The sequence below is a fragment of the Arcobacter sp. s6 genome (assembly GCF_040884245.1).
GTDB lineage: Bacteria > Campylobacterota > Campylobacteria > Campylobacterales > Arcobacteraceae > Aliarcobacter.
Window position 1 is genome coordinate 89,572 of record NZ_JBEVTN010000014.1, and the last position, 25,178, is coordinate 114,749.

Consider the following 25,178-nt stretch of genomic DNA (forward strand, 5'->3'; position numbering starts at 1 on the left):
ATTCATTGAAAAAAGCTAAAAGAGAAAAAACTTCTCTTTTATTTTAAAAATTCTTCGATATCACCTGCTATTTCATCAATAGCTTTAGATGCTGGTTTAAATATCGCTTTTGTGTAAACTTCTTCATTTATATAAAAACTTGGCTCCAGGTTATTTAAAATTGATATCTTGATATCAGGATTTAAAAACATATCTGTATTAACAACTGCTCCACTTGTTCCAATAACTATAAACATTTCACAATCATCAAACTCTTTATAAAACTCTTGATATTTAGGAGCTTCATCTCCAAAGAAAACGATATTTGGTCTTAATTTATTATTACATTTAGGACAATCTTCATATTTATCAAATTGTTCTTCATAATTGATATTTAAAGTATGATTACAATTTTCACATCTTAGTTCTTTTAAAAACCCATGAACATGAATTAAATCATTACATCCAGCTTTTTCAAACATATCATCAATATTTTGAGTAATAACAGCTATTTCATTTGGATATTTATTTTTTAATTTTGCCACTATTTTATGGGCATGATTTGGTTCTTTATCTTTTAAGTTTGTTCTTAACATATCATAAAATTTAATAGTCATATCTCTATTTGTATCTAAGCAACCTTTTATACAAACATCTTCTATCTTATGATTTTCCCAAAGACCATCATTATCTCTAAAAGTTGAAATTCCTGATTCTGCGCTAATACCTGCACCACTGAATATTATTACTTTTGCCATGTTTTTTCCTAGTTTAAAATAAATTTTTATTTTTTGTTCAACATCTTATTATAATCATATTATAAATGATGTGAATAAGTTATTTAATTATCACATTTTAAGTTTAGATTTATAAATGACTATTATTTTGATAAAATTAGGTGCAGCTCAAAATTAATAAATTTGTAATTTTAAGTTCTTTTTAACTAATTAAAGAGATCTTTTCATTGATATAAATATGCTATTAATACAAATATTTTTAGTCTTACATACTATAAAAAGGGACTTCAAGAAGAATAAATACATTTAATAAGAAATGTTTTACTGACTTAAATTCATTGAAAATTCTACCCTATATTTTAAACAATATTTTTGCTATTATTTTTCTGTTTTATTAACTAAATTCTAATTATAAAAACAATCAAAAAATTTACAAAGGATTTACAGTGCAAAATCAAATATATATAATAAGCGATCTCCACGGTTGCTTCAAAAGTTTAAAAGCTTTAATAAATCAATTTCCAAATAAAGAAAACTCTAAAATAGTTTTTGTTGGAGATTTAATTGATAGAGGAGCTAGTTCTTGTGAAGTTGTTAAATTTATTATGGATAATAATTATGATTGCGTATTAGGTAATCATGAAGAGATGTTTTTAGAATTTGCTCCTTCTAAAGAAAATGAAGATTTATCCAATTCAAAACATTGGCTTTTTAATTGTGGTGGTGAAGAAACTTTAAAATCATACACTTGTAAAAATGAGTATTATAAACAATATGATTTTATAAAAACTCTTCCTTTATATCTTGAATATAAAGATTATAAAACAACTGATAATAGATACTTAGTAGTTTCTCATTCAGCTATTGGAAAAGTATGGGATAAAAGAGATAGTAAAGATAAAGATGATATTGAAGAGTTTGAAAGTCATTTACTTTACAGTAGATATAAAAACTCCAATAACAAAGAGATATTCAATGTATTTGGTCATACTATTTTTTCTGCACCTGTAATAAATGAATATAGTTGTGCAATTGATTTGGGCTGTTACCATGAAAAAGATGAAAGTAAATTACCAAATCCAAGACTTTGTGCTTTGGAGTTTCCTAGTATGAATATTTATACTCAAGAAAATATAGAAGGAGTTTAATATGAAAGAGACATATATTTTTACTTATGGAACATTAAAAAGAGGATTCTCAAACTCATACTTTTTAGATGATGCAATATTTGTTTCATCAGCAATTACTTGTGAGAAATATCAAATGTATCCTTGCATTGGGAATGGATATCCTTTTTTAATAAAAAGTGAAAAAAATCATCAAATTAAAGGAGAAGTTTTTAAAACAAATTCAAAAATAATACTAAATAGATTAGATGATTTAGAAGGCTACCCTGATTTATACCTAAAAGAGTTTATAAATGTAGAACTTGAAAATAAACAAATAGTAAAAGCCTTAGTCTATTTTAAAAATGAAGAAACAAATCCTAATGCAATTGATTTAAGTAATCCTATTATTGAGTGGGTGGATGATTTTTGTTATTGAAATTTTTTAATTATTAGTAGGTAAACAATAAGCTATGTCTACTAGTCTTCAAAAAACCTATAATAAAGTATTTTAAGAATAAAAAATAAAGATATAACACGGTTTTTAACACGATTAAAATGAAATTTTATTAGAATATTTAGTTTAGTTATCCAAGTAATAATTCAAGGTTTAATCTTATAAAAGGCCCTAAATTTAGACTTATCCAGTTATCTTAGTTGTCTAATCTAGAATATATAAACACAAAATAAAATTTTCAGCCTATTCATTAAAATATACTAGCGTACTATTTTTATATCTAAGTTTTAAGTGAATTAAACTTGAATGTTAGAAATTATAATTTATTTATCACTTGTTCTTTTATTTCTTCAAAACTTAAATTGATTCTATCTTTTTCATTTAAATAAACAGATTCATCATCTTTTGGCTCTTTTTTTGATTTTATGAAATCAATTAAGTCATCTACTGATTTAATTTCATTATTTATTTTAGAAAATAAATCAATTATTTCATTGATTGAAAGTACTTTATGTTCAAGTAAACTTCCAAAATCAAATAAATCTCTTGATTTATTTCTCATTATTAAAGCAACAAGTTTTAATTTAGCAATGGATTTTAAATCTAGTATTTTTAACTTTGAATTTTCAAAATTATTGAAAGTTGCTTGAGTTAATATCTCTTTTTGAATAGCTCTATTAGCTTGAAAGAATTCTAGTTTTACATTATCAAGTACAAATTTTATCATATATTCATCAGGAAATAATCCAGCCATTCTAAGTGCTGTTACATTTTCATCTTTTATTTTTGTAGCTCCTAGTTTGGTAATACTAGGAATAATTTCTTGATATGGTAAAGCTTTTGAAGATACTATATCAATATCCTCGGAAATTCTATGATTTAAATAGTAAGCTAATGCTGCACCTCCTATGAAATACAGCTCATTGTTAAATATATTATCATTACAAATTTTATTTAATACTTCTTTCACATTAGTAGTCATTTATCATTCCAAGAAGTTGTTTATACATATCATTTTGTTCATATTTACCACGTAGAGGAATATCCATTCCATTTGTAGATATAAAACCTTTTGTATACATTTTTTTATATTTATCTTTTAAAACACTTTTAACTATATTTTTACCAAACTCTTTACATAAAGTTTTTATATCATTATCATTCATTGTTGAGAGATAGTTTGAGATAATTGAATAAACTTTTTGTTCACTTTTTTCATTTGTTTGCCAAAAAAGATTATAAGAATATTTATCTGGTTCAAATACAATTATATCATTTACATCTACAGCATTTATTTTTTCTTTTGCTTCATCATATTCAAGAGATTCTAAAAGATTATATAATCTTTGTCGATTTTTTTTCCAATCTCTTAAAGTTCTATCTGGTACATCTAATAATTTACTTATTTGTTGTTGAGTCATACTAGTACCTTTCTAGTTTTTTATTATTATAGGCGAATATCGCCTACAATGTCAATAAACAAACTTTTGAAATTTTTCTCTCTTTTAAAGTCTTTAAATATTGAGTTTATGAGAAGTTTATTGAAGTCTTATTCTGAGACGTTTAATTATTCTTTTTTAATCTACTTCATTTTCTTCTAGTTTAATTCTATAAGTAGCTTTTGCATCAACTTGAATTATTTTATGATTTTCCATAGGATTTTTTGTATCTGTTACAACTATTGCACTTAAGATATTTCCATATACACATCCTGTATCAATTCCTATCGCATATTTATCATATCTTACATTTTCATAAGCTTCGTGGCCATAAATAACTATGCCTTGATTACCATCATAAAGCTCTGACCATCTTACATTGTATTTATTTTTATGGGCTGTATGTGACATGATATTATTTTCTTGAAGAAATCTTAATCTAAGTAGAATTTTCAAATTTTTATTTGATAACTTATCTAAATTCATATTATTAGTAATACCGCCATGAACTAAGGTAAGATTATCAATCTTTTTATAATATGGTAATGACTTTAAGTATTCAAAATCTTCTTCAGTCAAACTATTAAATATAGCTAACTTTTCATCACTAAATCCCATGGGTATTTCAATACCTTGTTTTACAAATGCATCATAATGTTTTTTGTATCGAAGATATTTATCTTCATGATTTCCCATAATTGAGTCAATACCATTTTCTCTTAGAAACCTTAGAAGTTCTATGGGAAATGGTCCTTTATCTAAAATATCACCAATTATGATCTCTCTATCATCTAAAGAAGGGTTTATTTTATTTCTAAGAGCTAAGAACTCATCTAAACAACCATGTAAGTCGCCGTAGATAATAATTTTACTTTTCATTTACGGCTCCTTTTTCTTTAAGTTAACAATCCCACTTTTTTGGATTTTCAAAATAGAAACTTTTACTTTTTCCTACTGCTTTTCCAATTTTTTCTTTTAAATCATATTCATCACTAAAAGAACCTAAGTCTTTTGTTAAAGTGCCATCCCAAGAAGAATTAGCAAAAATCTTCTTTTTATTATAATCTATGTAAAAATAGTCATATCCAAACTGTACATGAACTTTCAAATTTGCTTCCATTTGTTTTCCTTTTTTTAGTATAGGAAATTTTACTTTACTTGATGGACAGCAGTGTGTCTACTTTGAATAGTTTTATCTTTAAATTTTAGGAGTGTTCTTCTGCAATATCTTCATTCTTATTTAATTAATCAAAACTTTTACAAAACATTCATCATTTGGCTTTATATATTTCTTATCAAAAAAAGTATTAATCATAAATTCATGACACCAAATATATTCATATTTGAATAAATCATTTTTTTCTAAAATTACTAATTCCCCTTCATTAATTTTTATATTTTTTAATTTTCTATTTATTTTTGAACTATAAAGGTAAACCTTTCCTGTAATTTTTCTTGATACATCATTGATTAAAAAACATTTTTCATATATTAAATTTTCTATTATATTGCTAATGATTTCATCATCATTAACCTCTTCATTTAATTCTCTTAAAATAATTTCAGTAGGTGTTTTATCTTCCTTTTCATAATTTCCACCTAAAAGTCCTAATTTACCTACATATTTTTCAGGTTTATAGCCTTCAGTTTTTTTATGAAACAATAATCCATCTATCCCTTCTATTATGATTACACTTCCTAAAATATCATTCAAGCTATTTGCATCCATAAGTTCTATGATTTCTTCTAATTTATCTTTTTCTGATTTTCCATCAAAAAGAAATTTTTGTTCTTTAACACTAATACTATTAATTCTATCTAACTTTTTTTCTAAATTATTTTGTATAATTCTGTCAAAACAAAAAACTGATATATTTTTTTCTATCAATTTATATAAAGAATCCCTAACATAAGGATCTTTATCTCCTAATAGTTTCCCTCTTATTTGTAAATTTGTTAACAATTTTTCAGCAATTTTTATTCCAATATTTTTTTGAAAAATTGCATTTTGTATAAAAGACCTACGGATGTTCCAATCTTCTGATAAAAGTTTTTCTTCTATAAAATAATCAGTTAAAATATTTTTTTTATTAATATTCTCTTCTAAAAAATTTATAAGATATTCATCATTCTCTTTTTGTTTAGTAATATATAGTTCATAAAATACTTTATTATTTAATTCTAAATTTTCATCATCATTTAATAAAAGTTCAATAAATCTTGCAAGATATTTTAGTTTATTTTCTTGTAAAATATTTCTTGATATTGAGTATAATTTTTTTAATTGTAAACTATTTTTCCAATCTCTTTCATCAATTTTAACCTTTGCAATTTCTAAAATAGTTGATAATAGAGAACTTGCTATAGATCCCTTCCTTTGAGCTGAGAATTCATAAGTATTAAACTCTTCTAAAAAATTGTCTAATACACTTAATAAGTAATCAATCAAATTAAGAGATTCTTTTTCAGATAAATTCAATTGATAAAAAAATTCACACGCTTTCCATTGAATATTCCTATTTGGACAATTAAATAAAATCAAAAATAATTTAAAGAATCGATAGTCTATGATTTCAAATTTATCATAAATTTTTTCTAAAGATTCATATAGATAAAGATATTTATCATCACTAATATTCATCTCAAGATATAATTTCTCTATTCCAACAAAAATACTATTTTTAAAATCATCAGGATAAAGAAATTGTTTAATCATTTTTTTATTCATATATAAACAAAGATTAAAAAAATTCTTTTCCCAAAAACTTTTCAAAGAAGAAGGATTCTTTAAATCATAATTTATTTCTTCAGTATAATGAAAATAAATCTTTTCTATAACTCCAAAAAACCAACTTTTATCATTATTTTCTAAATATATTTTTAAAGAAACTCTTCCCCATTCAATATGAGCTAAAGAAAATTCTTCTCCTATTTTATTAAACATAAATCCATATTCAATAATTTTCTCTCTAATCAAAAACCAATCTTTCCATTTTTCATTATTTAGTAAAAGAGTACTCAATTCCCAAATATTAAGAGGTTTATTAACTATATAAATTAAAATTGCCATTTTGAAAGGTAAACTATCTTTATTTTTTGCATAAATACTATTGATAACATTTTCAATATCTATTTTTTCATCACTTATATTACATTTAAACTTTTTGAGTTGATTCCAATTTTTTAAATCTAAAAAAGTTTTATTTAAATTTTCAATATAAAATTTTGCATCTTCTTTATACTCATCATTAACATTTGCATCTATCCATTTATATAGACCTTTTATATAATATTCTTTTGATGTAGAAATTTCAAGAGTAGTGATATCTTTATTTATTTTAAAAAAATCTGAAAATTCATTGTTTATCTCACTATCATCTCTTCCAAAAAAAATCCAATTAATATTTTTTTTCTTTAAAGAAACTTCAATAATCTCAAAAATAAAGTTAATTTCATTTCTTTTTACTTCATCTATTCCATCTAGAACAACAGTTACTATTGGAATGTTATTTTGCATTTCTTTTATAATATTTTTTAAATCTTCCCAATTTTCTACTGGATGACCAATGCTATTTGATAATTTCTTAAAAAAATAATATTTACTTTTCCATAAACCATTACTTAGCGGAAGTAGAATTATTTCATTTGTAAAAATTAGATTTTCCTCACACATATATGCGAGAGAACTTTTACCGATACCTTTTTGTCCTATAACTCTAATTAAATTATAATTAGACAATAAGGAATTCAAATTTTCATAGAAACATTCAGGATTAACAAAAATAGATGAAATTTCTTCTTTTTGATTAAGTAATAATTTTTCTAAATACCCACTATCATCCTTGATATATTTTTTTGAAGTAAGTATTTTTATCAAGTCTTTACCAAAAGGTTCAATTATAAACTTTATCTTTCCATTAAGATAATCTATATATTCAATCTTTGAAGGAAAAGATGTTAACGTAATAGAATTTGGAATACCTATAAAACCTTCTTCTATGATTAAATAGGGCATTATATTCTTTGATAAGTCAATTATTTTCATTGATGATAATAAAATATTTTTAATACTTCTACAAATTTCACTTGAATTAATTTCATTTAAAGCTTTTTTATAAACAATACCTTTCTCATCATAAATTCCATGTCCTATAAGAGAATTTCTTATCTTTATAAGTCTAACATCATCTATTGCTTTTAAAAGTATCTTAATATTTTTACTCATATTTGAAGATTCTTTATATTCTAAGTTTTCAAATAAATTATTGATTCTATCTAAAGCACTTATCCAGTCACCATAACTTCTTGCTCCATCTAAACTTGAAATAAGGGATCTCGTTTCAAAATTTATATCTCGAGGAAGTTTTTTCTCAATATAAATCATCAATATTGCTACTAAACTTTTAACTCCCCATTCAATATAATTAATGGTTTTAAAAAGATTCTCTAAATTAGAGCTTTTACTTGTAAAAAACTTAGACTCAATTTTAGATATATATATTTCTAGTAAAGAATTTTGCATTTTTTTCCTTATATTCTTAATAATTTCACAATTTATATTTGAAAGTACTAATAATAACTTTCTATTGTTTATTAATCCACTTAAAAATAATGAGTTAAATATTATATTTTCATATTTACTAATATAACATTAAAAAATATTTCATACTTTTCATTATCAAAACTATCCACAGTATCTTTTAAACTTATATAACCATTATGGATAATTTCCATTTGTTCAAGAAATTCATTTTGAAATTTATTTTTTAATATTTCCATAATTTCTTTTGACATAAATTCTAATTCAACTATTTTTTCTTTTTTATTTAAATGATTAACTGTTTGACATCTATATCTTCTATCTCTTCATTTTTAAATTTTAAGATATATTCTTCTAAACCCAAATTTTTTAAAAACTCTTCTAGTATCATTCTATTTTTCTCCATCTTCTATCTTTAAAACATCTTTTATTCTTTTTATACTTAGCTCTGTTCCTCTTCTTGGGCTATCAATAATGGTAAATTCATGTGCTCTTCCATCATACCAAGGATCAGGAATATTGTAACCTTCTCTATTTTCTTCATTAAGTATAATATTTAATTCTTTTCTTTTTAAATCTTCTAATTGATTTAATTTATTTCCTAATCCCTCAAGAGTGTAAAAACTATCACCTTTTAATGAAATTACTATACGTCTTTTATTTAATTGAACAATTAATAAATCATATCCACTATCTCTTGCCCAATATTTAAAAAGTTTACTATTAGGACTTTTTAAAATTAAGCCTTTTGTAGGTTCATAATTTTTCGTATATTTATTAAAAAGTTTTGAAATAAGTATATTTGAAGAGATTAAATCTTTATTGAAAATAGTAATATCATTCTCAATCTCATTTTTATATTTTTCATAATTTAGAGATATTTCCCCACTATCAAAACCAATTTTAGATAAATCTTCAATTAGTTTATGTCCTAATATTATTGATTCCGAATCATTTTTACATTTTGATTTAATAATAGAAAATAAAGAGCTTAAATTTATTCTATTTTCAAGTTTTAATCCAAAATCACTTTTATCTAAAAATTCACATAAGGATTTTGCAAAAATTGGAAATTCTTTAAACTGATAATAATAACTAGCCAAATATGAAGATGCTACACAATCCAAATCAGGGGAATTATGTACAATAATTTTTTTTAGATTATTAGGAATAAAGTTTGGATTCTCAAAAACTAAACTTGTAGCACTTTTTTTTATAGTTGATAGTTGATGATGATCTATTATTCCTAAACATAATTTATTACCCACATCTAAATATAATTTATCTTCATTTGAATTTACTTCTAGTCCTGCTTTTATAAAACTAAAAATCATCCGAATACTTTTTTAAACCAATTTCTTTTGTAATACATTTTTTTTATTTTCTTTCTTTTTGAAATCAAATAATAAATAGCAATTAATCCAATCACTCCAAATATTGAAGATAAAATTATATTATTTGCAATCCAGTCAAAAGGTATAAAATTATTGATTAGAGGATAAGTTAATATAGCTAAAATAAGTGTTCTATTATTTTGTGATATTTCCTTAGTTTCTAGAAGATTATTACTAACTTGTTCTAGAGAATCATCAATTTTAAGAGCTTTTGATATAACACTATTTAACTCATTTTCTTGAAACTTTATTGCCACTTCATCTGAAATAAATTGATTCTTTAATTTCTGCAATTGTTCATAGTAATAATCTATTTCTACTGATTCAAAGGACGAATCAATAATCTTGTGTTCTAAATATTTTACTTGATTGTATATATAGAGATTTAGTATATAGATAAAATAAAACGAACTATTTACATTAGCAATTACATTTCCGCCATCTTTATTTAGACCTAAAAAGACTGCATTATCGTGAAGTATTACACCTAATGAGTATTTCCATAGACTTAGTTTATTTTTAGATAAACAATCATAAATATAGTTATCATTTGGTGTGAAATCTTTTCTTGGACTTAATGATGAACAAGTTGCTATATAAAAAGTAGCTTCTTCTAAAATAGATACATTATTTGTTGAAACAAATGTTAGTTCATTTTCTTCTAACTCTTCAATCTCTTTTCCATCTGAATATTGAGTTGCTTTTGTTTGCATTCCAATAAGTAATTTTGCATTTGTAGTGGAATTATAAATATGATAAGTTTCATTTATTTGATTTTTTGTAGATTTGAATTTACAATCATCTAAAGAAATATTTAAAAAAGATTTATTTTCAATATTTGTTAAATTCAATAAATAGTCTATAAACTCACTAGTCTCATCATATCCACTAGATGTTATTTCTTTATATTTATTATTAATAGCTTTTATGTTAAAAAACTTATATTGTCTAATTAATTGATGAAATTCAGAGATTTCATCAATTGGAAATTCAGTAAAATTTTCTAATTTTATTTCCAAAGAAAAAAATGCAATATGCTCATCAAATATACATAGGTGCAATTCAGAAATATTAAATTTAAAATCTTTTAGTTTAAATCCATCATCTAACTTTTTTGTCAAGATAACAGTTTTGTTTTTATCTAAAAATCTTTTTGAATTATTATCATTTAATTCAGGAACAACATTACCATAAATATAAGTTTTGATATTATAAGCATTAAAAGCTTTTTTATCAGTAGATTTATTTAATATTTCCCAATCTTTAATTTTACTAAATACATTTATATTGTTATCATAAAAATTATGAGGACAAGGAATAATCATTTTTAAAGAGTATTCACTTAATTTTAATTTACCTATTTCGCTTAATTTTTCTTGTCTAGTCATTATGTTTACCTGTTTTATATATTTAAATCTAATAAATTTGTTTTTTTTAGTTTTAATTCACTTAAATTATATTCATATATAAATTTTTCTTTTATTTCAGCATTACTAAGAATAATATCTTTTAATTTCTCTGCTTTTTTTACAATATCATCATATTCATCTTCATCATTTAAACTTTCTGCTTTATTTCTTAATTCCTTTAATTTAATAAAATCAAAGAGAACTTCATTATATTCACTTTCAATTTTCTTATTTGAATAATGATTATTTAAAATAATTTCTGGATTAACATACCCCACATAAGATGAAATTTCTTGAAAATTAAAATTTATACATTCATATAATTTCACTACGATATTATTAATATTTGTTAGATTATCAAATTTTTTATCTTTTTTATTAATTAAATCAAATTCTAATTTTGCTTTTATAAAAATATCTTCAATATTTTCAATCTGATAATTTAATATATTCATCTTTTTTAATTTTTTATATAAAATAGTTTTAATATTTATATTATTGAGATTATCATTTAATAATTCAACAATTTTTTCTACATTTAAATCTTCAACAATATCAACAAAAAGTTGCTCTTTGAATTTATCATCATCAATATAATTAAGAACTAACATTTTTGTTTTCATATCAGTGATATATCTAAATAATATTGTAAAAATGTTTTTTTTGTTTGAAATATTTAAAAATCTAATTAATTTTAAATTTTCTTTTAAGTTTTCCTCTTCTGATATAATATTTTTTAATACAATATTTTTTTTTCTATTAAGCATCTCGCCATTTGCTAATTCTTTTAAATGAATTATATTTTTAATTTTTTCATCTAATAAATCTAAAAATAAATAATTTCCAAACGGTCTTTTAATATTCGTTGCCATTTCAATAAAATCTAAAGAATATAAAGAATCAACTATTACATCATCTGGTAAATAAAGATTTTTTTCACAAATTAAATTAAACAATTCAAAATTATTTAACTTTTGAGATAACAATAAAAAACTCAAATTATTTAAATCAAGATATGAGTCTAATATATCTTGTAAAAGTTCATTATTATTTGAAGTTTGAATAATATCATCAACTAATTCATCAAATAAAGTTTCAGATAAAATATTTCTAATTTCTTTTAATATTTTCCACTTAACATCCGTATTATTAATCTTCATAAAAAAATTATAATATGTATCATCAATATAATCATTTCTTTTTTGTAAAAAAAGTATTATCTTTTCTTTTATTTTTTCATCTTTACAATTTTCAATAATTTGAGCTAAATAATTAATTAATGAATCACTAAATTCATTTTTCTCAATAATTATATTTAGTGTTAATTCAAGAATTTCTAAATTATCTGTCAATTTGAATACGTTTAATAATAAATCACTATATTTACCAACATTAGTTATTGTAAAAATTTCTTTTAGAAAATTTATATCTTTTGTATATTTAAATAAATATAACAAAGTATATATCTTTATTTTAATATCTTCTATTTGAGGATAAAGTTCAAATGCTAAATTAATATCAGAAATATTTACAATTTTTGTGTAAATCAATGATGATTTTTCTTCTATTTCAAAATCTAAAATTTGATTATATTTATTATTTAACTTATCTCTTAAAAATATCTCTTTTAGATTTTTATCTCTTTTATTTTTTCTTATTTTTTCTATACTTAAATAATATAAAGTTAGATAAGTATCTTTATCATCAATATTTTTTATAAAATTTATTAACTCTTTTTTTTCTAAATCAAATTCCCATATATATTCATGGAATTTTAAATTATTTTTTAATAAAAAGTCTTTTACTTTGAAGAAATCATTATTTAATTTATTCATTAAAGAAAATGATTCTTTTATATCTAAACAATCAATAATTAAAGTATGATCTGGATGTCTATCATCTAATTTTAAATCTTTCAATAACCGTTCATGGAAACTAATAGATAAATCTTTATTACAATCTTTAAGAATTTTATCTATAAATTTTTCACTTAATTCTCCATATTTTTTATAATTTCTTCCTAAAATAAATTTTTTAATTTTTGTAAGTACATCTTCTTTATTGCTAATAAAGGAAATCCTACTTAAAATATTTAGTTGCATTATTTCATTGTCTAGATATATTAAGTAATCTATATTTTGTGTTTTTTCACATAATCTAGATATTCCATTTTCTTTTTTAGTATTACTTGAAAAATCTATACAGTTAATAGCTTGCTCCAAATAATTGTTATTCTCTGTAATATTATATAAGGATAACAAAAGTTCAAATTTTAATTCACTTTTATTTTTATCATTAATAAACAATTCTAAATCATCTAATATATTCTTATTATTTCCAGTTTTTTTTATCAAATAATCAAATAATTCAATAATTTGTGTATCTTTATTTTTTATATCTGATATTGATATTAAAAGTTTATTAACAAAAATTTTAATATCAATTTTTTCAATTAAAAGTTTAATTAAATCAATTTTCTCTTCATTAGTACAATTTTCTAATAAATTAAATATATTATCAATATATTTATTATTATAATTATTTTTAAATAGTTCTATAAAGCATAGTACTTTATTTTTATTATCAATATTTTCAATAATTCTTTCACAATAAATACTTTCAGGAATAATAGAAATAATCTCAATTGCAGCTAAATTTTTATTATATTTATCCATCGAGTCCCAAAGTTCAAATATTTCATTAATGCAGTTTTGTAATAAATATTTATTTATACATAATATAAATTTTAATTCATTACTAACAGAATTTTTAACCATAAAAATAGTGTCTTTTAATTTTTTAGTATCTTGAAAAAATAAGTTAATCAAATAAATTGATGTTTGATTTTCATTATAATTAGAATAATATATCTGTAAATCATAATTATTTGTTAACAATAAGAGTATCAAAAAATTTTTTGTATCTTCTAATTCTGGATTTTTTATTGTTCTGAACATTTTATCCATATAATTAATTTCAATTTTTATATCATTTGATAATAAATAATCATTAATTTGAAAAATCTTAAATAAAATAAATTGGTAATATATATATAATCCATTAGATTCTTTATAATTCACCAAAAATTTATTTTCATTATCTATAGAGATCAAATCTTTAATTTGAGATAAGAATGCAAATAAATCTGAATTTTCTTTTAGATAATAAATATCTTTAAAACTATTATCAATAAAATTTTTATCTACTAATTGATTGTTTAAGTTAATAGTTTCTTCAAAATTTATTTTTTTAATATCATTTATAAAATAATTTTTTATTGCCTCTTTTACTGAAAGATGATAAAAACTATATTTATCTGAAAAATCTTTTTTTAAAAAAATTTCTACTTTAGAAAAATATTTATTTTTGAATTCTTTTCTATCCATTTTAAAATTTATAGCTATTATCAATTGATAAAAAGATTCTATATCAACACTTTTTGATGAAAAGTATAAAATATATAATATTTGAGATGAAATAGTATCTAGATTTTTAAAAGCAGTATTATAAAAACTATCAAGACCAGAAGGTAAATATTTTGCAAATTTTAAAACTTCATTTTTAATATTCTTTGATAATGGATTAAATTCAATTAAATTATTTGATATAAAATGTACATATAAAGGTAATCCTTCAGATTTTTCATATATTTCATCTTGAATTTCTCTATATTCAATAGAATTTCTTTCTATATCTTTCGTTAAAACCTGATTTATTAAATATTCAACATGATGCTTTTCTAAATGATTCAATACTATTGATGCAGATGTTTTTATATATTCTTCCTTATCAAGAACACATAAATTACTATTTAGAAGTTTGTATTCTAATTCAGATAAAATATTTAAATAAGGTCTTGTTGAGAATATTATATTAAAGTTATCGGGAATAATATCAAATGGAATATTTGATAATATCTCTTCAGGATTTTTAAATTCATCTAAACCATCTATTGCCAAAACAATAATTTTATCTTTTAATCTTAGTTTACACTCTGAAAATAAATATTTTAACTTTTCCAACACAGTCATATTAACAATATTGTCAAAGTTTGCCATTTTTATTCCAATACTAGAAAAATATTGAGACAAAGAGTTATAAAAGAAATCATTTTCATTATCACTCATTTCAAATTTTTTTGCATAGAAAATATAAGTACACATCTCATTATTTTCTAAAACATCAATGTTTGTTAATTCATCAAAAAGTTTAGAAATAAAAGCTGATTTACCAGTTCCTGGATTTCCTATAATTGTTAATGCTGTTGATTTATTCAATTTATAATTTTTTAAGATATGTTCTATAACTAAATTTAATTCATAATCTCTACCTATAAATGAATCTAATAAATTCTGTTGTCTGTAATTATCTGAAGAACTATTTAAATAACCAATTTTTTCTATATTTTTAAGATTATTTTCAACTTCATTAAGATTTGAGAAATAATAATGATTATAACAATAATCTAAATAATATGATTTTGATGCACGTCCATCATTATAAAAGAATAGTTTATGTTTATGCTCATTTTGGCAAGAATACATTGTACATTTCAAATAAATTAAGAAAGGAGAAAGATTATATTTTTTTCCAACATATTCACATATTACATCCATTATTGATGTATTATCTGATTCATTATTACTTAAAATATAAAAATTCAATCCTTCTAAATTCAGTATTTCTTTTATTTTTAGTTCAAGAATAGTAATAATTGAATTTATATTTTTCATAATTTTTTGAACTTGAATTTGGTCATTTTCCTTAAAAGAAGCACCATGCCCTTTAATCTTATTTCTAAAACCAACTATGTATTCTTCAAGGAAATACCATAAATTATTATATCTTTTCATTGAATTTTCATTAATATCTCTTAATATACTTTCGATAGTATCAACTTCAATCGATATGTTTTTTTGTATAAAAACTTCTTCAACTGAACAATATAAATCATCTTTTAATAAAAAAGTATTTTTTTTATTATTCTTAGAAAATGATATGGTAGCTAAAGATTTAAAATCTCCTAAAGAAGGTGAAATTTTAAAATTTTCTAGTAGTATCTTTTCATAAATATTTTTATCACTATTTTTTACTATAGAGATACTTAGACAACCTAAAAATTTCACCATTGACTCCATATAGTCAAAACCATTTTGAAGCTTTAATAAACCAAAGCACTTATTGTAATCTTCTCTTAGATTTTTAAATAAAATTTCATCTAAATCAATCTTTTTCAAATTATATTCCTTTTTCTTTATTCATAAATTCTCAAATACTCTTTTAATTCTTCTACAAAACTATCTCTATATTTTTGAGGCGAAATAATCTCAATATCAGGAATCCAAGCTTTTAGGATATTATCTATATCTTCTTCAGTTGTAACTCCAAATTGAATAAGTAGTGAACCATCTTCAAACTCTTCTAATATCTTTTGAGAAGGTAAAATATTTTTTAGTTTAAAATTAAAAGCAATATTTGAGTTTACTTTTACTTTTACTTCCATATAGTTTCCATCTTCAAACCATGCACTATGTACATTTTCAAGTATTGAATCAATAGGTATATCTAATTGAAATTTTTCAGCTTTTATTTTCATATCAACTATTTCATGTATAAAAACTGTTTTTATCTTTTCGTCATCCAAATCTTTTCCGAATAAATACCAAATACCATCAAAACTTACAACTTTGTATGGATCCATCAATAAACTTCTATTTTTAAGTTTTAAAGCTAATTGATTTTTACTTTTGATAGCTTTTTCAATATTATTCAAAAATTCAGAATCCATATCTATACTTTCAAATGCCTTTGCTTTTATATGATAAGATGAATTAAAGCTAGGAGTTAATAATTTTGTAAAAATATCATAAGTAATTTTTTTGAAATTTTTATTTATATCTTTAATTTGTGATAAAGACAAATAAATAAAAAGCATTTCATTCTCTTTTAGATCTGTCTTATTTAAGGAAAATCCATCTATAAATTTTAATTGTTTTAAAGAGTTCTCTTCAATAGGGAAATGATACAATCTTTCATTTATATCTCTTTGAATAGTTTTAGAACTAACATTAAACTCTTCAGCAAGCTCTTTTCTAGTTGGTAGTTCGTTGACAGAAAGCTTTTGTAAGATAAATATCAATCTTGTTAAAACTTTATCACTATTTTTTACTTTATCACTATTTTTTTGTAAATTTCTAAACATTTATTTTCCTAAAATTCATTGGACAGTATGCTGTCTATAATTAAATGTAATATTCTATTATGTTATTATTAAAACAAGGGCCAAAAAATGAGTATCATAAATAAAATTATAATTTTCACTTCAATATTTGCTTTTGTTATATCAACTCTTACATTTGTATTTTTATTTACATAAGTAATAACTCTTTTTTGCACTTATTAAATTGTTTTTTTCATTGGTAAAACTATTTTATTAAGTTCTTCTTCATGAATCACTTCTTTTTTAAGAAGTTCTTTTGCAAGCTTTTCTATCTTTTTCCAATGGGTATTTACTAAATCTTCAGTTTGAGTTTTTAGATTATTTAAGATATCTCCTACTCTTTTTTCAATTTTTTCTTTATATAAATCTTTGTCTTTAATGCCATTAAGATTTATATATCCCATCTCTTCATCCATTCCAAAATGTGTAACCATCAAATAAGCCAATCTAGTAGCATATGCAAGGTCATTTGAAGCTCCTGTATCAAGCCCTTTATCATCAAATTTTTTTATTTGTGCAATTCTTCCTGCAAATGCAATACAAATTTTATTTTCAAATATTTTTTTTGAAGGATTTGTGTTTAAACTTTCACTATCATAAGATACAAACCCAAGGCTATCTTCTCTAGCAGCAACTGTTATTTGTTCTATTTTCATATCAGGATTTAAAATTTTTGAAATTACAGCATGTCCTGCTTCATGATAAGCTGTTTGTTCAAGCATCTCTTCAATTGGTTTTCCAGTTATTCTATTTCCATATTTTTCAATATTTATTTGCTCCAAAATAATCTCTTCAGAAATCTTTTCTAAACCATGTCTAAGAGCATATAAAGAACTCTCATTTGATACTTTTTCAAGTTGAGCTCCTGTCATTCCTGCACTATACATTATAAGTTTTGAAACAGATATGTTTTTCTCACAAGGTTTTTCTAAAATCTTATTTATGAAATATTCTCTTCCTTTTATATCTAAAGTTGGAATTTCCACATGAAGTTCTATTCTTCCTGGTCTTAATATAGCTTCATCAATATCATCTTTAAAATTTGTTGCGGCTATTATAAAAACTGATTCTTCTATACTATTATCATCTGAAAAACCATTTATTTGAGTTAAAAGTTCATTTATCATAACTTTTCCTGAACCTTTACTTCTACTTCCAAAAGAATCTATCTCATCAATAAAAATAATAGAAGGTGAATAATCTCTTGCTTTTCTAAATACCTCTTTCATAAAAGAAATTCCATTAGAATTCAAATCCATAAGTTCATTTGCAGTTGTTTCTATAAAAGGTACATCAGCATAATTTGCAAATGCTTTTGCAAGCATAGTTTTTCCAGTTCCTGGTATTCCATATAGAAGCATACCTTTTGGGATTTTTGCTTTAAATTTTTCAAGTTTTTCTGGATACTTCAAAAAATTTGCAATCTCTTTTAATCTATTTTTTACATCTTCATGCCCTGCAATATCATCAAAACTTACATCAGGAACTTCAAAAGATATAGCCCCATCACCTAGCATATCTTCGATTTTATTAACTTTTGTGATAGAAACTTTATCAATATTACAAAAAATTGTTTTTTTGTTTATTAAAGACATTTCATCATTTACTTCTTTTATTTCTACATCTTTATCAATTCTTACATCAAATTTTATGTCTAGTGTAAGATTCTTTCTAAAAAAATGTTTTAATAAAAGTTTATTTTCAATTTTAGGATTTATCTGTTTTTCTAAAAACTCTAAAACACTCTTTGATAAATTAACATCTATAGAATTTATGTCTTTCCATGTCATTTCATTATCAAGTAAATAATCACTTATTTTATCTGAGAAGTTTTCATAAAATTTTGATTTAATTCTTCTTATATCCATAAATGGTGTAAATTTTAGAAGTAAACATTTTAGAAACTCTACTAATTTACCATTTGATTCAAACTTTATATGTCTATTTTGTTTCAAAAATTGGATTAATTTTTCATCAAATGAATTTTTTGCAATTTTAAATAAATCATCAAAATCAAGCTTATTAAATAAAACTATTTTACCTTGAGATAATCGTGAAAGCATTTCAGGAATAATAGCTGGAACATCAGAATCAGCTTCTTTTTTTTGTTCTTTTTGTAAAGACTGCATAATCATAACTTCAGCTTTATCATAATCAGTTTTTAAACAATCCAAAAATTCATGATTATTGTATAAAGTTGAACCTAGATTTGAAGTAATCATAAAAATCGTTTGAGTAAAATCAACTTTTCTAATTATTTTTGAAATATTTTTTTTATGTTCTTCATCATTTGAATTAAAAGGAATATCATTTCTTTGAGGAGGTCTTCCCTCTAAATCAATTTCCCATTCATTTATTTCCTCTTTAAGCCAACCATTCATATCTTCTAGGTGACCTTCAGAAAAAATAGTAAGAAGTTTTTTTTGTATATTTGTATGTGCTTTTTCAAACTCATCAAGAACAACAACTGTTTTTGGATCATTTTTTACTGCTTGAGTTAATCTTCCTGGAGTTGATGTAGAATAATTTGATTCAGAACCATATAAATTCATTCCATCTTTATCTCCTGAGAATTGTTGCATATTTAGTTCTAAATATGAATAATCCTCAAAATACTCTCCAATTAGTTGAGAAAAGTATGTTTTACCAGTTGCAGGAGGACCTAAAAAAACAAATATATGAGCTGGCATATTAGTAGAATCTACAACTTTATTTTTAACACTATCAACTACAGCATTAATTGCCATATCTTGACCATATATTTTTGAAGATAAAAACTTTTTTAATTCTATTGCATTTGTTAAAGGATCTATTAAATCAGATGATTTTTCTATTTCTTTCTCTTTTTTCTTCAATGATATAAGATTTCCATTTATTGAAATATCAAAATCATTTAATATCATTACTATTTGTTTCACATCAAAAGAACATACTAAGTCTTGCATTTTTTTTGCAATTTTTATGCTTTCTAATACTTTTTTATTATCATTTTCTTTATAGATTACAACTTTCCATAAATCAACTTCTAAAAATCTTTCAATTAACTTATCAATGTTCTTTTTATCAACATCAAGTATAAACTCTACCATATCTCTAGCAGCTATTTGTAAATCAACTAATTCTAAAATATTTGATTTTCTTTGATGTGCCAGATATTTTGCATATAAAAACAGATTTTTCATTTAACCCCTAAATTTTTATATAAGTAAATAACTTATATAACTTACTAAAAAATAATCATATAAAAAATAATCTCTTTTTTTCCTAAAAAATGACTCTTTAAATGTATTTTTAGAAATATTACTATGATTGATAATCACTTTTCTTTATAAAAAAGCTTTTTATATTTAAATAATAAAAATATATTGTAATTCATGGACAACATAGTGTCTGTATAAATTCAGTTATTTCACATATAAACAGACTATACGTTGTCCACCAATAATATTAAAATGTTATAAAATTAAAAGGATTTAACTTGAAAAAACTAAATATCTTAATTAACTTTGATCAAATTGATTGTAATAAATATAAAATATTTTACATTTTATCTTTATATGGTTTTTCACTAGAATTATTTTCCAAAAATGAAAATAAAAATAAATTAATTATTTCATCAAAAAAAGATATTAATCAATATGGATTAGAAATGAAATCGAATGATTTTTCTTTGGAATTTATAGAATCTATTGATGAAATCTTATTAACTAATCAATATTTATATGAATTACCTAAAAACAATTCAAGTGATTTTCTATATTATTTTCTAAAAAGCTTGTTTAAAATAGAAAAAATATCTTTGCCAAGTAAGTTAAAAGATTTATTAGAAACTAGATACATAAACAAAAATGATTATTATCGTAGTGAAGATTACTTTTCTTATTCTATTCATCACAATGAAGTGTATGTTAATGATAAATCATTAAATAAATTTAGAGAAATATTTATGAACTATAATCCAAATAAAGAGAAATATATACTATCTCCTGACAAATTATTTTATACATTTAGATATTGCGAATTAACCTAGCTTTAACCACCAAAGTAAAATAAGTTTAGTATAAAATGAATTTATTTCCCAATATAGATCAAACTAATATACCAAATCCCATCTACTTTTTCTTGATTTAAAACTTTAAATTCATTATCTTTAAAGGTAATATCAACATTTGCTATTATATTTTTATCTAAAGAAGAATACTCTTTTAATCTATTATCAAATTGCACTTGCGCAGTCATTATTGATTTTATTTTTACCTCTTTTGCAATTGCCAAATCATTTAAAGCTTTTAGTTTAGCCTCTTCATAAGTAGAAGCAGAAGCGTAAGAAATAATTTCATCAGAAAATTTAGGATTTGAAAACCATTTAGGAACTTTTGAGTTTAAAGTATCTACTAAATCTATATACCAATACTCTTTTTGATTATCTACAATACTAGAACTTGTTTGTTTTAGTTTTGTGAACTCTTTGTTTGTTTCAATATCAAGTATATTTTCTTTATTTGTTTTTACAATAACTGATTGTGAAATTGGTGTAAAATCAATATTTGTATATTTTATTTTGTATCTTTTTCTACTATTTTCCTCAATAATTTCAAAACCTCTTAGAGATACAAATCCTTTTTTATAATCAATTATTGGTTCAAAATAGTATGAATTTTGCTCTTTTATCTGCTTTGCAATTTCTACTGGGATTTGTGCAAAGGCTTTGTTTCTTAGCATATGATTATTTGAATACATTTCAAAATATAATCTATTTGTTTGGGCATCATATTTAAAATCATTTGCATTAATACCATTTAGATTTTGTGTAAAAAGTATTTTTACAAGCAATTCAAGATTTTCATTTAGAGATTTTTTTATTTTGTTAGCCTCATTATAAATATTATTTAAATAGTTATTATAAATATTTTCTAAAGTTTTTATATATTCATTTCTTTTTAAAATATCTAAGTTATATTGTTTTTGTAAATCTTTTATATATTCTTCTCTTTGTTTTACAGCACTTAAAACTCTTTGTTTAAACTCATCTCTTGTTTCAAATTCATTTTTTACGAGTGTTGGGATTTTTGGCAAATTAGGCTTTTGTATTTGTTTTGGAATCCAACTTAAAACATCATTTTCTTTAATAAGTAACTCATTTTCTTTAATTTGCATATTTGAAAAAATATTTTCTATTTCATTTGAAATATTTTGTATTAAATCATTTGAGTTATATTTTCTAAAATCCACAATAGACAATATTTGTTTACTATTTTCATTAATTATTATAAAGCCATCTCTTGTATGTTTCCTTTGAATCAAATTTTCATAATACTCTTCTAATTGCTCTTTTATATCTTCACTATTTAAATATACAACATCAAAACCAAATTTCATACTATTAACATCAGATATTTTAAAAAGCTTTTTTTGATAATAATCTATATTTGATTTTACAATTGCATCTCTAAAAGCATATTCATCAAATTTTACTGTATGCATAGTTCCACTCGTAAGTAGTGATGTTCCTAAAGTTACTATTCCTGTTGCCACTCTATCAAAAATTTGAGTGCTATCAAGTTTAGTAAATCTATTATTACATAAGTTTTCATTTTGTTTTGAGTAGTTTTGCATATCAATTTGTGAAGATAAAATAAAAAGTCCACCCATACTTCCGGCACCACATTGAATATTTTTAGTATTTGTTGGAAAGCTTGGATAAAAAGAATTTGGGTAAACAATAATTTCATCAGAAAAACTATCTTCAAAATTGCAATCAGAACTTGTACATATATAGTTGATCTTATTATCTTTTGACAAAAATATTTTTAATGAATTTATATCTTCATTTCCAATATTTATATTTAAAAATCTTTTATTCTCTTTTTGTTCATAAATATCATCAATATTTTTTGGATTTTGAATATCTTTTGATGAACATCCAGTAAATAAAATTTCAAATAAAAGCAAACTATAAAGTACAAATTTTTTCATTTTTTATATTCCTTAGTATTATCTTTCTAACTCTTTATCAAGACTATCTAACATTTCATCAAGTACATTCATTCCATTATTAAGATTCTCTTTAGAGATATTTGCATCTTTTATATGCTCTTTGTATGCACCTTTCAATCTACTTGAAATATTTTTATTATCAATTGTCATTAATACATATAATGCTCCATCATTTCCTTGATACATATTTACTCTTTTTGCATCACTTATAGAAACTTCATTTATCACCTCTTTTGTAACTTGTGTAAAAATCTCTTCAAGCTCATCTATATTTTCAATTTGCATTGTTCTCATAGATTTTTGTTGTAATTGAGAAACCATAAGATTTATTTTTCCTGCAAGTTTTGCACGTGCATCCATTTCAGCCATTGTTAGCATTGGATGAAGTCCATGTTTACTAAAGTTTGATATTCCAACAGCACTTATTGAATTTTCAATATCAGGATTTAAAACCCAAGAAGGAAGCGACTCTATCTCTTTTTTTGATTGCTCTTTTTTTTCTTGAAGTATCTCATCTTTTTCTTCTTGAGATAACTCTTTTTTGGAACAAGCTGTAAACATCAAAGCTGTTAAAATCCAAAGTGTTGTGATTAGTTTTGTTTTCATATATACTCCTCGTAATTTATATTAAGAAGTATATATGAATGAGTGGACAACGTTGTGTCCTTTATAAATTAGTTTATCTCTTTTAATGCCTGATTATAAACATTTTCACTCAATGTATTAGCAAGAGTTTTCATTGCATCAGTAACTTGAGATAAAATCATTTGAGTTCTTTTAGAGTCTTTTTTATGTGTTTCAAATATTTGCTGATTGTCTAATTGAGATAAAGTCAAAATATCATTTTCAAATATTCCTCTACTATTTGATGGTTTAGCTTCATTAAGAAAATAATAAGGAAATTCTTCACCTTTATTAAATTTGATTTCACCTTTTACTTGTTTGTCATTGAAAATTAAATATTTTAACTTTCCATCATCAAAGTATTCAATTTTACTATTTTCACCAAAATCTAATGATAATAGTTTTCTATCTTTATATTTTGCTTCCATTTTTTCAGTGCCTTTATTTATGACTACAGATTCAATCAAACCATCATTTAAAATGATTTTCCCATCCTCTAATGCTGTTTTATAACTAAAACTTCCATTTGCAAATGTTTTACCATCTTTTTCATAAACAATTTTTTTGTTACTATCTAATTTTAATTGATCTTTTGTATAAACACTGTCTCCACAACCTACCAATAACATTGATAAGCCTAAAGATAAACCTACTATTGCTTTTTTTATATTTTTCATATATTTCCTTCTTAATAATTTATAATCTAATTGTATAAATATTAATAGACAACGTATTGTCCAAGTGATATTTGAATTTTCAATAATTATTTTTTGATTCTTTTTAAGATTTCTGAAAATAGAATAATAAAATAGTAATTTATATTAGGTGACTTTTAGCAACATAAAATAATATACAAGAGACTATTTAGTATTTAATTACTAAAATAATATCAATTAAAATAAATATTTAAGGTTTTACTTTGTGATTTCAAATAGTGTAACAAAAATTTCCAAACTAGCAAGTAAAAAGATACGTGCAGAGCGTATTGCTCTAGATTTAACACAAGAAGAGTTTTCCAATTAAATACTTTGGTATAGAAAGATTAAAACCATACATAGTAAAACAAAAAAATATAAAACTATTAAAATCTTTTAATCAACATGTTAAATATCTTACAAGGAAACAATAGTGCTTAAAAAAACAAAAGATACTTTAAAGATCAAATGATGAAGGTATAAATACTTTAGTAAAAAACCCAAAATCTTACGAATGGTATAGATTAGAAATTGAGAAATATATCCATAAAGTATTACTAGATAAACTTTAATTCATAATT

Annotated in this window: 18 protein-coding genes; 3 read left to right on the plus strand and 15 right to left on the minus strand. The window is 22.4% G+C overall.

Annotation, left to right across the window (positions count from 1 at the left end; all coding sequences use genetic code 11):
- Positions 1-38 precede the first annotated feature (38 nt).
- Positions 39-737, minus strand: coding sequence for an NAD-dependent deacetylase (locus tag ABVS04_RS10125; protein ID WP_368030590.1), 699 nt, complete (start codon positions 735-737; stop codon positions 39-41).
- 425 nt (positions 738-1,162) lie between these two features.
- Between ABVS04_RS10125 and ABVS04_RS10130 the strand changes: the two genes are divergently transcribed.
- Both ABVS04_RS10130 and ABVS04_RS10135 read left to right on the plus strand, forming a co-directional pair.
- Positions 1,163-1,864 carry a metallophosphoesterase gene (locus ABVS04_RS10130; protein ID WP_368030592.1) on the plus strand — a complete coding sequence of 234 codons (702 nt, stop codon included), beginning with the start codon at positions 1,163-1,165 and terminating at the stop codon, positions 1,862-1,864.
- A 1-nt stretch (position 1,865) separates the two neighbouring features.
- Complete coding sequence (locus ABVS04_RS10135; RefSeq protein ID WP_368030594.1) at positions 1,866-2,261, plus strand: gamma-glutamylcyclotransferase; 396 nt, start codon at positions 1,866-1,868, stop codon at positions 2,259-2,261.
- A 334-nt stretch (positions 2,262-2,595) separates the two neighbouring features.
- Here ABVS04_RS10135 and ABVS04_RS10140 read toward each other — a convergent pair whose 3' ends face one another.
- The 11 genes from ABVS04_RS10140 to ABVS04_RS10190 form a co-directional block, all read right to left on the minus strand.
- Positions 2,596-3,261, minus strand: a complete 666-nt coding sequence (locus ABVS04_RS10140) for a nucleotidyl transferase AbiEii/AbiGii toxin family protein (RefSeq protein ID WP_368030596.1) — start codon at positions 3,259-3,261, stop codon at positions 2,596-2,598.
- Positions 3,251-3,700 carry a hypothetical protein gene (locus ABVS04_RS10145; protein ID WP_368030597.1) on the minus strand — a complete coding sequence of 150 codons (450 nt, stop codon included), beginning with the start codon at positions 3,698-3,700 and terminating at the stop codon, positions 3,251-3,253. The genes ABVS04_RS10140 and ABVS04_RS10145 overlap by 11 nt, the downstream gene beginning before the upstream one ends.
- A gap of 156 nt (positions 3,701-3,856) precedes the next feature.
- Positions 3,857-4,597: a metallophosphoesterase family protein gene (locus ABVS04_RS10150; protein ID WP_368030599.1), complete on the minus strand. Its 741-nt coding sequence runs from the start codon at positions 4,595-4,597 to the stop codon at positions 3,857-3,859.
- Between the two features lie 22 nt (positions 4,598-4,619).
- Entirely contained in the window at positions 4,620-4,838 is a 219-nt protein-coding gene (locus ABVS04_RS10155; RefSeq protein ID WP_368030600.1) for a hypothetical protein, read from the minus strand.
- A gap of 120 nt (positions 4,839-4,958) precedes the next feature.
- The gene (locus ABVS04_RS10160; protein ID WP_368030601.1) at positions 4,959-8,240 is read right to left on the minus strand and encodes a hypothetical protein; all 3,282 of its coding nucleotides are present in this window, start codon (positions 8,238-8,240) and stop codon (positions 4,959-4,961) included.
- A gap of 101 nt (positions 8,241-8,341) precedes the next feature.
- A complete protein-coding gene (locus tag ABVS04_RS10165; RefSeq protein WP_368030602.1) occupies positions 8,342-8,512 on the minus strand; it encodes a hypothetical protein in 171 nt (56 codons plus the stop codon).
- Positions 8,513-8,650: 138 nt separating this feature from the next.
- Complete coding sequence (locus ABVS04_RS10170; RefSeq protein ID WP_368030604.1) at positions 8,651-9,592, minus strand: hypothetical protein; 942 nt, start codon at positions 9,590-9,592, stop codon at positions 8,651-8,653.
- Complete coding sequence (locus ABVS04_RS10175; protein WP_368030605.1) at positions 9,589-11,040, minus strand: hypothetical protein; 1,452 nt, start codon at positions 11,038-11,040, stop codon at positions 9,589-9,591. The genes ABVS04_RS10170 and ABVS04_RS10175 overlap by 4 nt, the downstream gene beginning before the upstream one ends.
- A gap of 14 nt (positions 11,041-11,054) precedes the next feature.
- Positions 11,055-16,298, minus strand: coding sequence for a hypothetical protein (locus tag ABVS04_RS10180; protein WP_368030607.1), 5,244 nt, complete (start codon positions 16,296-16,298; stop codon positions 11,055-11,057).
- Positions 16,299-16,315: 17 nt separating this feature from the next.
- Positions 16,316-17,263, minus strand: coding sequence for a helix-turn-helix transcriptional regulator (locus ABVS04_RS10185; RefSeq protein WP_368030608.1), 948 nt, complete (start codon positions 17,261-17,263; stop codon positions 16,316-16,318).
- Between the two features lie 197 nt (positions 17,264-17,460).
- A complete protein-coding gene (locus ABVS04_RS10190; protein ID WP_368030609.1) occupies positions 17,461-20,463 on the minus strand; it encodes an AAA family ATPase in 3,003 nt (1,000 codons plus the stop codon).
- A gap of 296 nt (positions 20,464-20,759) precedes the next feature.
- Here ABVS04_RS10190 and ABVS04_RS10195 point away from each other — a divergent pair, with 296 nt between their 5' ends.
- Complete coding sequence (locus tag ABVS04_RS10195; protein ID WP_368030610.1) at positions 20,760-21,311, plus strand: hypothetical protein; 552 nt, start codon at positions 20,760-20,762, stop codon at positions 21,309-21,311.
- Positions 21,312-21,352: 41 nt separating this feature from the next.
- On the opposite strand, the gene ABVS04_RS10200 is transcribed toward ABVS04_RS10195, so the two are convergent.
- The 3 genes from ABVS04_RS10200 to ABVS04_RS10210 form a co-directional block, all read right to left on the minus strand.
- Entirely contained in the window at positions 21,353-23,257 is a 1,905-nt protein-coding gene (locus tag ABVS04_RS10200) for a hypothetical protein (protein WP_368030612.1), read from the minus strand.
- 18 nt (positions 23,258-23,275) lie between these two features.
- Positions 23,276-23,884, minus strand: a complete 609-nt coding sequence (locus ABVS04_RS10205; protein WP_368030613.1) for a hypothetical protein — start codon at positions 23,882-23,884, stop codon at positions 23,276-23,278.
- A 68-nt stretch (positions 23,885-23,952) separates the two neighbouring features.
- Positions 23,953-24,579: a hypothetical protein gene (locus ABVS04_RS10210; protein ID WP_368030614.1), complete on the minus strand. Its 627-nt coding sequence runs from the start codon at positions 24,577-24,579 to the stop codon at positions 23,953-23,955.
- Positions 24,580-25,178 lie beyond the last annotated feature (599 nt).

Excerpts from the sequence above, each read along its gene's own strand:
- ABVS04_RS10125 (WP_368030590.1), bottom strand. The coding sequence starts at position 737 with ATGGCAAAAGTAATAATATTCAGTGGTGCAGGTATTAGCGCAGAATCA.
- ABVS04_RS10135 (WP_368030594.1), top strand. The coding sequence starts at position 1,866 with ATGAAAGAGACATATATTTTTACTTATGGAACATTAAAAAGAGGATTC.
- ABVS04_RS10140 (WP_368030596.1), bottom strand. The coding sequence starts at position 3,261 with ATGACTACTAATGTGAAAGAAGTATTAAATAAAATTTGTAATGATAAT.
- ABVS04_RS10145 (WP_368030597.1), bottom strand. The coding sequence starts at position 3,700 with ATGACTCAACAACAAATAAGTAAATTATTAGATGTACCAGATAGAACT.
- ABVS04_RS10150 (WP_368030599.1), bottom strand. The coding sequence starts at position 4,597 with ATGAAAAGTAAAATTATTATCTACGGCGACTTACATGGTTGTTTAGAT.
- ABVS04_RS10155 (WP_368030600.1), bottom strand. The coding sequence starts at position 4,838 with ATGGAAGCAAATTTGAAAGTTCATGTACAGTTTGGATATGACTATTTT.
- ABVS04_RS10160 (WP_368030601.1), bottom strand. The coding sequence starts at position 8,240 with ATGCAAAATTCTTTACTAGAAATATATATATCTAAAATTGAGTCTAAG.
- ABVS04_RS10165 (WP_368030602.1), bottom strand. The coding sequence starts at position 8,512 with ATGTCAAAAGAAATTATGGAAATATTAAAAAATAAATTTCAAAATGAA.
- ABVS04_RS10170 (WP_368030604.1), bottom strand. The coding sequence starts at position 9,592 with ATGATTTTTAGTTTTATAAAAGCAGGACTAGAAGTAAATTCAAATGAA.
- ABVS04_RS10175 (WP_368030605.1), bottom strand. The coding sequence starts at position 11,040 with ATGACTAGACAAGAAAAATTAAGCGAAATAGGTAAATTAAAATTAAGT.
- ABVS04_RS10185 (WP_368030608.1), bottom strand. The coding sequence starts at position 17,263 with ATGTTTAGAAATTTACAAAAAAATAGTGATAAAGTAAAAAATAGTGAT.
- ABVS04_RS10190 (WP_368030609.1), bottom strand. The coding sequence starts at position 20,463 with ATGAAAAATCTGTTTTTATATGCAAAATATCTGGCACATCAAAGAAAA.
- ABVS04_RS10200 (WP_368030612.1), bottom strand. The coding sequence starts at position 23,257 with ATGAAAAAATTTGTACTTTATAGTTTGCTTTTATTTGAAATTTTATTT.
- ABVS04_RS10205 (WP_368030613.1), bottom strand. The coding sequence starts at position 23,884 with ATGAAAACAAAACTAATCACAACACTTTGGATTTTAACAGCTTTGATG.
- ABVS04_RS10210 (WP_368030614.1), bottom strand. The coding sequence starts at position 24,579 with ATGAAAAATATAAAAAAAGCAATAGTAGGTTTATCTTTAGGCTTATCA.